12 protein-coding genes and 1 pseudogene are annotated in these 9,932 nt (G+C 67.2%); 7 read left to right on the forward strand and 6 right to left on the reverse strand.

The genetic code is table 11. The annotated features are described in order from the left end of the window. Both KBZ07_RS11230 and trpB read right to left on the reverse strand, forming a co-directional pair. A pseudogene (locus tag KBZ07_RS11230) lies at positions 1-714 on the reverse strand (glutamine synthetase); the annotation flags it as partial. Between the two features lie 55 nt (positions 715-769). Continuing rightward, complete coding sequence (gene trpB / locus KBZ07_RS11235; protein ID WP_254931696.1) at positions 770-2,041, reverse strand: tryptophan synthase subunit beta; 1,272 nt, start codon at positions 2,039-2,041, stop codon at positions 770-772. 108 nt (positions 2,042-2,149) lie between these two features. Here trpB and KBZ07_RS11240 point away from each other — a divergent pair, with 108 nt between their 5' ends. The 5 genes from KBZ07_RS11240 (at position 2,150) to KBZ07_RS11265 (ending at position 5,574) form a co-directional block, all read left to right on the forward strand. Then, positions 2,150-2,524 carry a diacylglycerol kinase gene (locus KBZ07_RS11240; RefSeq protein ID WP_254931697.1) on the forward strand — a complete coding sequence of 125 codons (375 nt, stop codon included), beginning with the start codon at positions 2,150-2,152 and terminating at the stop codon, positions 2,522-2,524. Between the two features lie 326 nt (positions 2,525-2,850). Beyond that, positions 2,851-3,096: a FitA-like ribbon-helix-helix domain-containing protein gene (locus tag KBZ07_RS11245; protein ID WP_254931698.1), complete on the forward strand. Its 246-nt coding sequence runs from the start codon at positions 2,851-2,853 to the stop codon at positions 3,094-3,096. Further along, positions 3,093-3,482, forward strand: a complete 390-nt coding sequence (locus KBZ07_RS11250; RefSeq protein ID WP_254931699.1) for a type II toxin-antitoxin system VapC family toxin — start codon at positions 3,093-3,095, stop codon at positions 3,480-3,482. The genes KBZ07_RS11245 and KBZ07_RS11250 overlap by 4 nt, the downstream gene beginning before the upstream one ends. A 220-nt stretch (positions 3,483-3,702) precedes the next feature. After that, positions 3,703-4,995 carry a glutamine synthetase family protein gene (locus tag KBZ07_RS11260; RefSeq protein WP_254931700.1) on the forward strand — a complete coding sequence of 431 codons (1,293 nt, stop codon included), beginning with the start codon at positions 3,703-3,705 and terminating at the stop codon, positions 4,993-4,995. Between the two features lie 234 nt (positions 4,996-5,229). Next, the gene (locus KBZ07_RS11265) at positions 5,230-5,574 is read left to right on the forward strand and encodes a translation initiation factor (protein WP_254931701.1); all 345 of its coding nucleotides are present in this window, start codon (positions 5,230-5,232) and stop codon (positions 5,572-5,574) included. A gap of 48 nt (positions 5,575-5,622) precedes the next feature. Here KBZ07_RS11265 and KBZ07_RS11270 read toward each other — a convergent pair whose 3' ends face one another. Together KBZ07_RS11270 and KBZ07_RS11275 are read right to left on the reverse strand one after the other, a co-directional pair. After that, on the reverse strand, positions 5,623-5,994 hold the full coding sequence (locus KBZ07_RS11270) for a type II toxin-antitoxin system VapC family toxin (RefSeq protein WP_254931702.1): 372 nt from the start codon (positions 5,992-5,994) through the stop codon (positions 5,623-5,625). Continuing rightward, positions 5,991-6,233, reverse strand: coding sequence for a type II toxin-antitoxin system VapB family antitoxin (locus KBZ07_RS11275; protein ID WP_254931703.1), 243 nt, complete (start codon positions 6,231-6,233; stop codon positions 5,991-5,993). Before KBZ07_RS11275 ends, KBZ07_RS11270 begins: the two co-directional genes overlap by 4 nt. A 133-nt stretch (positions 6,234-6,366) precedes the next feature. Between KBZ07_RS11275 and cysC the strand changes: the two genes are divergently transcribed. Next, positions 6,367-7,023, forward strand: a complete 657-nt coding sequence (gene cysC / locus KBZ07_RS11280; RefSeq protein WP_254931704.1) for an adenylyl-sulfate kinase — start codon at positions 6,367-6,369, stop codon at positions 7,021-7,023. Here cysC and KBZ07_RS11285 read toward each other — a convergent pair. Both KBZ07_RS11285 and purE read right to left on the reverse strand, forming a co-directional pair. Then, a complete protein-coding gene (locus KBZ07_RS11285; protein WP_254931705.1) occupies positions 7,007-8,086 on the reverse strand; it encodes an AI-2E family transporter in 1,080 nt (359 codons plus the stop codon). The two genes, cysC and KBZ07_RS11285, sit on opposite strands and share 17 nt — an antisense overlap. Beyond that, positions 8,086-8,592: a 5-(carboxyamino)imidazole ribonucleotide mutase gene (gene purE, locus KBZ07_RS11290; protein ID WP_254931707.1), complete on the reverse strand. Its 507-nt coding sequence runs from the start codon at positions 8,590-8,592 to the stop codon at positions 8,086-8,088. The genes KBZ07_RS11285 and purE overlap by 1 nt, the downstream gene beginning before the upstream one ends. A gap of 110 nt (positions 8,593-8,702) precedes the next feature. Between purE and KBZ07_RS11295 the strand changes: the two genes are divergently transcribed. Next, positions 8,703-9,881 carry an N-acetylglucosamine-6-phosphate deacetylase gene (locus tag KBZ07_RS11295; protein WP_254931706.1) on the forward strand — a complete coding sequence of 393 codons (1,179 nt, stop codon included), beginning with the start codon at positions 8,703-8,705 and terminating at the stop codon, positions 9,879-9,881. The last annotated feature ends 51 nt before the right edge of the window (positions 9,882-9,932 follow it).

Below are 9,932 nucleotides of genomic sequence, written 5' to 3' on the forward strand. Positions count from 1 at the left end.
GGGTTTTGGACTGAAACTGCAGCGCCAGCCGGAGTGCCAACCGAAGCGGCGCGTCACCCGCTGAATCACCAGCCGGGCGTGCACCAGCCGGTCAGCCGCCTCCAGGGGCGTACCCGGAGCGAGCGACAGCTCAAATTGCCCGGCCCCATATTCAGGGTGGAACTGCAGCCAGGGAATGCCGGCAGTCTCCAGGGCATCGAGCAGGGCGGTGGCGTAATCCAGCCCCTCCATAAGCCGATCGGCGCCGTAGGGCCCGCCGGGCATGGCCGCTTGGGGGTCGGCAGCGAGGCGATGGCTGGCCACCAGCCACTCCAGTTCGAAGCCGGCCCGTAGCTCCACGCCGGCCTGGTGAAGCTGCTCCTGCTGCAGACGGCAGCGGTGGCGCTGATCGCCCAAATAGGGCTCGCCGGAGCGCTCGAAGCGTTCCCCCGGCGCCCAGGCCCAACCGCTGCCGGGCTCAAGCAGCGCCAGGGCAGCGGCAGCGGCCCGCAGACGCAGGTCGCCGTCCGGCTTGGCAAGGCGATGGGCCGGATCGATGGCGCCATCGGCGCGGAAAGCATCCGAGACTGGCGAAAAGCCGACCCCCACGGCAGCCGCCGCATCAAAAGCCGCCAGGGGCACCACCTTCACCAGCGGCGCGCCGGCATGGTTCACCCAGGTGATCGCCACCCAGCGAATGCCCTGATCGGCGAGGGCGGCAAGCTGCGGGGACAAGGGATTAGGCACGGGCAGGCCGCTGCACTGCGGCCATGATTGCCCCGTCCGGGGCTCACCCCCCCATCTGGTCGCCCAGCTTCTCGGCCACGGTGTTGACGTCCTTGTCGCCGCGACCCGAGAGGTTGAGCACCACCTCGGTGCCGGCCGCCAGGGTGGGGCAGAGCTTCTCCAGCCAGGCGAAGGCATGGGCCGTTTCCAGGGCCGGAATGATGCCCTCCAGGCGACACAGCAGTTGCAGGGCATCCAGGGCCTCGGTGTCAGTCACAGCGCCGTATTCGGCCCGGCCGATGGTTTTGAGGTAGCTGTGCTCGGGGCCCACGCCGGGGTAATCGAGGCCGGCGCTGATCGAATGGGCCTCCCGCACCTGGCCCTCGTCGTCCTGCAGCAGCAGGCTCATGGCGCCGTGCAGCACCCCAACTCGGCCCTCGGTGATCGTGGCGGCATGGCGGCCGCTGGCCACCCCATCACCGGCGGCTTCCACACCGATCCGCCGCACGGAGGTGTCCTGCACGAAGGGATGGAACAGGCCCATGGCATTGGAGCCGCCGCCCACACAGGCCACCAGCACGTCCGGATTGCGGCCGAAGGCCTCGTGGCACTGGCGCTTTGTTTCCTCGCCGATCACGGCGTGAAAATCGCGCACCAACATCGGGTAGGGATGGGGACCCGCCACCGAACCAAGGATGTAGTGGGTGCTCTCCACGTTGGTCACCCAGTCGCGGATCGCCTCGCTGGTGGCGTCCTTGAGGGTGGCGGTGCCGGCGGTGACTGGGCACACCGTTGCCCCCAGAAGGCGCATGCGGAATACGTTCAGGGCCTGGCGGCGCATGTCCTCGGCGCCCATGTAAACGACGCACTCCAGCCCGAAGCGGGCGCACACGGTGGCGGTGGCCACGCCGTGCTGACCGGCACCGGTTTCGGCAATGATCCGCTTTTTGCCCATGCGTAGGGCCAGCAGCGCCTGCCCCAGGGCGTTGTTGATCTTGTGGGCGCCGGTGTGGTTGAGGTCTTCGCGCTTCAGCCAGATGCGCGGGCCGCCCTCGGGCCGGCGGTAGTGCTCGCTGAGCCGCTCGGCCTCATAGAGGGGATTCGGCCGCCCCACATAGGTGCGCAGCAGGTGGTTGAGCCGGTCGGTGAAGGACGGATCGGCCCAGGCCTCAGCCGCCGCCTGCTCCAGTTCCGCCAGGGCGGGAATCAGGGTTTCGGGCACGTACTGGCCGCCGAATTGGCCGTAGCGGCCCAGGCTGTTGGGGCGTGCATCCAGGGCCAGATAGGCCGGATTGGGGCTGCCGGCGGCGTGCAAGGGGGGAACGGTGCTGGTCACCGGCGGCGGAGCGAGATCACTGCAGCGTAAGAAGGGGCCATGGCCAAGGGCGCAAAGAGGTGAGAGAGATCACGGGCCTGCCCAAGCTGGCGGGTGGATGATGGGCTGATGCCAACCACCACCCCCAGGCCCTACGACCCGCTGCGCAAAATGCGTGTGATCTGGCACGGCCTGAGCCTGGCCATGCGCGACAAGGCCGTGGCCTACAAGGTGGTGCTGGCAGCGGGGCTCCTGGCGATCGCCTTTGCCCAGCGGGCCTGGCTGGATTTCGGTCTGGTGCTGGTGACCACGGCGCTGGTGCTGGCAGCCGAACTGCTCAACACGGCCATCGAAGAGCTGTGCGACTACGTGCAGCCGGAACGCGCTCCCCAGATCGGGGCCACCAAGGACATCGCCGCCGCAGCCGTGAGCGTTTGCATGGGGGCCTGGGTGATCGTGATGCTGATCGAGGGCTGGCGCCTGCTGCTGGCTAGGGAAAGCTGAGCGCCATCTTTAGGGCAATCACGATCATCCTGGCCCCGACTGGTCAGGCGGGCCGGGCTCTCGGGCGTATGCCGTCAGTTGCGTCTGCCTCCCGACTGCGATGTAGATCCGGCGTTGGTCAGCGAGGCCCGAGGGCGTGAGCTTTGGCATCGCACCGTCCCCGCCAACCCCTACAGAGCGGTGCACTTAGGTAAAAGTAAAGGTCAAGGGATTGGAGCGAAATCTCGCAGCACTTTCACCACACAAGCATTGGCGCCAAGCCCCCAAACCAGCGAACACCAGAACGGTTCCATAATGGTTGGACTGCGGTGCGATCACTTGCGGCCATGGCCAAAACCATCACGCTCAAGAACCTGCCCGACGCACTCCATGCCCGGCTCGCCGCGGCGGCCAAGCGGCACCGGCGCAGCCTCAACAATGAAGCGATCGTTTGCCTGGAGGCCGGTCTGGGACATGATCCCTTAGCCGTAAAACAGCAGCTGGGAGAGATCCGGGCGCTGCGCGACAGCCTGGCTCAGCACAGCTTTGATCCGGCCGAGATCGATGCCTTCAAGCGCGAGGGTCGGCCTTGATTGTTGTCGACACCAACGTGCTGGCCTATCTGCTGCTGCCGGGACCCAAAACATCCTTGGCAGACGCTCTGTTGCTCGATCAACCCCGCTGGGCAGCGCCGCCGCTCTGGCGCAGTGAGTGGCGCAATGTGCTCACCACCTACCTGCGGCGTGACCTGCTACAGCTCTCTGAGGCCGTGGCACTGATGCAACACGCAGAGGTGCTCCTCGCTGGGCAGGACGAACCCGTGGCTTCCGATCAGGTCTTGCAGCTGGCTAACAGCAGCCGCTGCAGTGCCTACGACTGCGAGTTTGTGGCCGCTGCGCTGCAGCTGGGGGTACCGCTAGTCACGGACGACCGCGCCGTTCTCGCGGCCTTCCCAGATGTGGCGAGACCCCTGGTTTAAGAGCTGGAGCGTGGGCCATGGCCAAGGGAGCGCACCAAGGCGGGCAAGGGGGGAAGCTGGTGACGGCCATCACCAGACTGGAGGCGCCGGAAGCCGAGCTCAAGGCCTTGCTGAAGCAGCTCAAGGCCGCCGCCGGAACGGGCTGGGAGGAGCGACGGCCCTAGGCATAGCTAGAAAGAAGCCTGCAACCATCGGTCTGGGCATGGCCAAAGGAATAGCAATGCTCGGCTGGATCGACTACGTCGGTCTCACCCGCTGCCGAGCCGTGCCGCCAGACCAGATGGCCGCGCGGCGGGAGCACGGCCTGGGCTGGGCCGTTGCAGGCCAGGCCCTCACCCCCTTCAGCGAGATCGCCATCAACCCCTGGGGGCCGATCGCCGAGGTTCGGCAGGTGCCCGACCCCTCGACCCATGTGCACCTGCCGGCCTACGACGGTGCTGCCCCGTTCGACCTCACGCTCTGCGACTCGCTCAATTCCGATGGAAGCTCCTGGGACTGCTGCACTAGAGGCTTTGCGCGCAAAGCGCTCGCCGCCCTGGAGTCCGATTTCGGGCTGCGATTCGTCGGGGCTTTCGAGCATGAGTTCACCCTCAGCGGCGGCGACATCACCCCAGGCGCACCCTTCACGGTGGAGGCCTTGCGGGTGGCACCCCGTTTCACAGCAGACCTCGCGGATGCCCTCAGCCAGGCCGGCCTGGAGCCAGAGACCGTGGAACCGGAGTACGGCTATCTCCAATACGAGGTGACCACAGCACCGGCCATCGGCCTGGCGGCAGCCGACCGGGCAATCCTGACCCGCGAGGTGATCCGTGAGGTAGCCCGCTGGCATGGGCTGCGCGCCACGTTTTCGCCCAAACCCAGCCTCGATGGGGTCGGCAATGGGGCGCACCTGCACTTCAGCTTTGCCGATGGCGAAAGCCGCAACGTGAGCTTCGATGCGAGCACGCCCTCACAGGCGAGCCCCTTTGTGCAGAGCTTCATTGCTGGCGTGATGGATCACATGCCGGCGTTGGTGGCCTACACCGCGCCGAGCCCGATCTCCTACCTGCGGCTGGGCCCGCACCACTGGAGCTGCGGCTTTGCCAGCTTCGGCATCCAAAACCGCGAGGCCGCCATCCGCATCTGCCCCTCACCAGCCCGGGATCCCAAGCGCCAGGCCAGTGGCTTCAACCTGGAATACCGGCCGGCCGATGCCACCGCGAGCGCCTACATGATCATCGGCGCCCTGATCCAGGCCGGACTCTCGGGTGTACGCCGTCAGCTGCCTCTGCCTCCCTCCTGTGATGTGGATCCGGCGGAACTCAGCGAAGCCCAACGCCGTGAGCTGGGCATCGTGACCCTCCCCGCCTCTCTGACGGAGGCTCTGAGCGCACTCGAAGCGGATGAGATCGCCAGCTCCTGGATGCCGCCGACCATGCGGCGCTCTTACGTGGACGTCAAGCGATTTGAGCAGAAACTGGCCGAGGAGAAAGTGCCTGAGGAGGTCTGCCGGCAGCACGCAGCCGTCTACTGAACAGCGGAGCAATCCAGCTTTGGCAGGGGCCTATCAGCTCGTTCTATCGGTTGTGGTCACCTGGGGAGTCGGCCCTCAGGCCAGGATTAATCTCAACCCAGGAAAAGCCTGGCTAAAGCGGCTCCCATCCCTGGTGAGCAGTCCCGTGGATTCCAGAAGGGCATGGGCACCGATCAGGCAATCCGGAAGGCGGCCCGATCAGACTCCGGGGCATAGATAGGCGCAGGTTTCGTCATGGCAAGGAAGGGCGGCTGGCAGGAATTCAGCAGCAACGCCGCAAGCACGGCCAGGCCCACCACGGGAGAGGCCGGCCCGGCGGGCGCACCCAGCCCAAAGGGCCAGCAGCGGGTGCGGGTGCAGCGCACCAAGGCCGGCAAAGGCGGAAAACTGGTGACGGCGATCACCGGACTGGGGGCACCGGAGGACGAGCTCAAGACCTTGCTCAAACAGCTCAAGGCCGCCGCCGGCACCGGCGGCACCGTCAAAGACGGCGTGATCGAGCTGCAGGGAGACCAGGTGGCCCCAGCTATCTCAGCCCTCGAGAAGGCCGGCTACCGGCCAAAGCAGGCGGGGGGCTAAAAGGCAAGCGCCAAGAGGCTCAACCGAGCGGCTTGTCGAGGATCAAGCTCAGAAGCCCGCCTTGGTGAAATCGTGGCCGATATAGCCAAGGGGCAATTGGTCACGCTCAGCCAGTGCCGCCGCAAAACAATCCCCGAAGTTGAGCTGGGCCGGATGGCCCTGGCCCTTGCCAAAACGCTTGAAGATGCCGAGAGCGCGCTCTGCCAGGTCCCCATCAACCGGCACCACATCAGGATCAATTAGATCCAGCAACGTCTGCATCGGTTCGAGCACACCACGGCAGTGCGCATCTAGCAGCAGCTCCTGCAGGGTGCCTGCGGACATGCGTAGGACTTCAGCCCGCTCGAGCGTCTGCTGGTGCTGCTCCCACCCAGGTTCTCGCTGAAGAATTGCCAGCAGCAGCGAAGTATCCAGAATCACGACGGCAACCCCTGCTCGTCGAATAGCGAATCGGCATGGAAAGGTTTGGCCGTCTTGATGGCCTGTTCCTGCAGGACGGGTAACTCGGCACTGAGGCGCCTGCGCCGGCTCAGCAACCGCTGCCGCTGCAGCTCCAGCTCCAGGGCATCCCCCACAATCTCCGTGACGCCCCTGCCCGTGAGCTGGCGCAGCTGCTCGAGCAGGGCGTCTACTCGAGGGCTCTTAATGCTGACAGCCATTGCAGAATCCATTTATTGAACTCAATTCTAGAATCGGAATCAAGTGCCCGGGCATCAGACAACAAAGCACCTTCCAAGGGCATGGCGCGGGGCACAGGGGAGAATGTCCCCATCCGCCCCAAGCCCTGCGTCGATGTCCGCCGCTCCCACCACTCCCACCTACGGCGAGCTCACCAACCAGGGGGCCTCGACCAACATCGCCTGGCACCACACCTCGGTGGATCGGGCCGCCCGGGCCGATCAGCGGGGCCATCGCAGCGCCATCCTCTGGTTCACGGGCCTGAGCGGCTCGGGCAAGAGCACCCTGGCCAACGCCGTGAACTCGGCCCTGTTTGAGCGAGGCCTGACCAGTTACGTGCTCGACGGAGACAACATCCGCCACGGCCTCTGCAAAGACCTGGGCTTCTCCGACGCCGCCAGGGAGGAAAACATCCGTCGCATCGGCGAGGTGAGCAAGCTTTTTCTGGATGCGGGGGTGGTGGTGCTCACGGCCTTCGTGTCGCCCTTCAAGGCAGACCGCGACAAGGCCCGCGCCCTGGTGGATGCCGGTGACTTCATCGAGATCCACTGCGCAGCCGACTTAAGCACCTGCGAGGAGCGAGACACCAAGGGCCTTTACGCCAAGGCTCGGGCCGGCGAGATCAAGGAGTTCACGGGCATCTCCAGTCCCTACGAGGCCCCCGAGGCTCCGGAGCTGCGGCTGGACACCGGTTCCCAAAGCCTGGGGGATTCGGTGGCCCAGGTGATCGGCTACCTGGAAGCCCAGGGGTTAATCAGCCCGGCGGCCTGAGCGCCTCCCCGGCCCGCAACTGCTCACCCCAGGCATCCAGAAAGGTTTTGGCGCAACTGGCCACCGGCACCGCCAGCAGCAGGCCCAGCAGATCCCCCAAACCCAGCAGGCTGCCCAGCCTGGCCCCCACCGGCAGGCTGATCAGCAGCCAGGCGGGCTCCAGGCCCACGATCCGGCCCATCAGGCGAGGCTGGATCACCTGGTCCACCACCTGTCCGACAGCGATGGCGGCCGCCAGCACCTCCAGGGCAGTGCGGGGATCGTCAAGGGCCAGCAACAGGCTCACCGCCACGATCGTGACGGCGCTGGCATAGGGGATCAGGGTGGTGAAGCCGATCGCCACCGCAAAGAGCGCGCCGTAGGGAATACCCAGCAGGGTGAAGACCAGGATCTGGGCCGCGCTGAGGATCAGGGCCAGCAGCACCTGGCCGGCGAAGTAGCCGCGGAAGGTGCGGTTCAAGGTAGTCATCACCAACTGACGCACCCGCGGCGGCAGCCATTGGGCCAGGCCGGCACTGATGCCCTCACCGCCCAGCAGCAGAAACACCGCCAGCACAAGCACAATCACGGTGTTGACCGTGAGCCCCAAGGTGGCGCCCAGCAGGCCCAGCAGCTGCTGGCTCAACTGGCGGGCCAGCAGGCTGGTGCGGGTGAGCAGTTCGCTGCTGAGGTCGCCGAAATCGCTGGGCAGACCCCGCGATGCCGCCCAGGCCTGGAGCTGCTGCAGCAGGGTTTCCCCCTGGGCCAACCAGGTGGGCAGGGCCGTGATCAGCTCGCCCAGCTGCTCAATCAGCCGCGGCACCAGCCAAACCGCCGCCAGGGCCATCAGGCCCAGGCTGGCCCCCACCACCAGGCCATAGGCCAGCAGCCGCGGCAGGCCGCGGCCCATCAACCAGCGACTGGGCAGATCGAACAGAAAGGCGATCAATGCCGCCGCCACAAACAGGGCCGGGAAGGGTGCCAGGGGCAGCAGCAGCTGGCGCAGCACCCAGAGGTTGAGCACCAGCAGGGGTAGGGCGAGGCCGGCCTTGAGCCAGGGGGGCAGAACGAGCCGCTCAAGCATCAGCCCATCTGCTCCAGATAGGCCCGGCTGCCGAGCTGCTGCAGGCGGGCATCCTTAGCGCGCACCTGGCCATGGAGCCCGTCGCGATAATCCGAGATGGCCTGGGCCAGGCGCGGATCGGCGGTGGCGAGTATCTGGGCCGCCAGCAGGCCGGCGTTGAGTCCGTTGCCGATCGCAACGGTGGCCACCGGGATGCCGGCCGGCATCTGCACGATCGAGTGGAGTGAATCCACCCCCGACAACGCCCTGCTCTGCACCGGCACGCCGATCACCGGCAGGGTGGTGAGGGAGGCCAGCATCCCCGGCAAGTGGGCCGCCCCACCGGCACCGGCGATGATCACCTTGAAGCCCCGCTCGCGGGCCGTCTGGGCAAATTCCACCATCTCCAGGGGAGTGCGATGGGCCGAGAGCACCCGCACCTCTACCGCCACTCCAAACTGCTCCAGCACCTGCACCGCCGGCTGCATGGTGGCCAGGTCGGAGTCGCTGCCCATCACCACGGCCACCCGCGGGGCGGCTGCAGACAACGGAGTGTCAAAGGAGGAGAGCGCAACCACGCCGCCGCAGGCAGAGAATGGCATTCTCTCTTCTGGCTGCTCCGGCGCCACTCCTGCCCATGCGCTGGCTCAGCAATGTGCGCCTGCCCCAGGCCAAACGCTGCAGCCACGGCGGCCAGCAGCGCTGGCGCATCGGCCTCGACGCCGACGACCTAATCAGCGTGGTGGAGCCCCTGGCGGCCGGCAGCAGCGCCGCCGGCGACGACTGGGGCGGAGACTGGCTCAGCCCGGCCGGGGTGGATCTGCAGATCAACGGCGGCCTGGGTCTGGCCTTTCCGGAGCTCACGCCGGCCGATCTTCCGCAACTGGAGACGCTGCTGGAGCTGCTCTGGCGCGACGGCGTCGAAGCCATCTGCCCCACCCTGGTGACCTGCGGCGTGGCGCCGCTGCGGCAGGCCCTGGCGGTGCTGGAGCAAGCGCGGGCAGGGCACCAGCCCGGCCGCTGCCAGCTGCTGGGCGCCCACCTGGAGGGCCCCTTCCTGGAGCCAACGCGGCGCGGCGCCCACCCTGCCCAGCACCTGACCGCACCGAGCCTGGCTGCCCTGGCCGAGCGGATCGAAGGCTTCGAAGACGACATCGACCTGGTGACCCTCGCCCCGGAGCTCGACGGATCCGCAGAGGTGATCGCCGCCCTGCGGCAGCGGGGCATCGTGGTGAGCCTGGGCCACAGCGCGGCCACGGAAGTCCAGAGCCACGACGCCTTCGCTGCCGGCGTGAGCATGCTCACCCACGCCTTTAACGCCATGCCTGACATGCACCGGCGCGCGCCAGGGCCGGTGGCGGCTGCCGCCCTGCGGGGGGACATCGCGATCGGCCTGATCGCCGATGGGGTGCACGTGGAGCCCACCATGGCGGTGCTGCTGCAGCGGCTGGCTCCAGAGCAGCTGGTGCTGGTGAGCGATGCCCTGGCCCCCTACGGCCTCGGCGAAGGCCAGCACCGCTGGGATGAGCGCCTGCTGATCGTGGCCGACGGCAGCTGCCGGCTCGCCGACGGCACCCTGGCCGGCGTAACCCTGCCCCTACTTGAAGGGGTGCGGCGCCTGGCCAGCTGGGGCGTGCGACCCGAGCAGGCGATCGCCGCAGCCACGATCACGCCCCGGCGGGTGCTGGGGGAAGACTGCAGCCTGCCCCAAATGCTGGTGGGTACCCCCCTGGTGGAGACCCTGCGCTGGAGCGCGTCAGGCGACGCGCTCAGCTGGCAGCGGGGTTCCAGGCCGACTCCAGATCGGTATGACTGAAATCGGTGCCCTTAAACAGCAAAGGAACGCCAACCCCCTTGGCCAGGGCGT

The organism is Cyanobium sp. BA20m-14, from assembly GCF_024346295.1.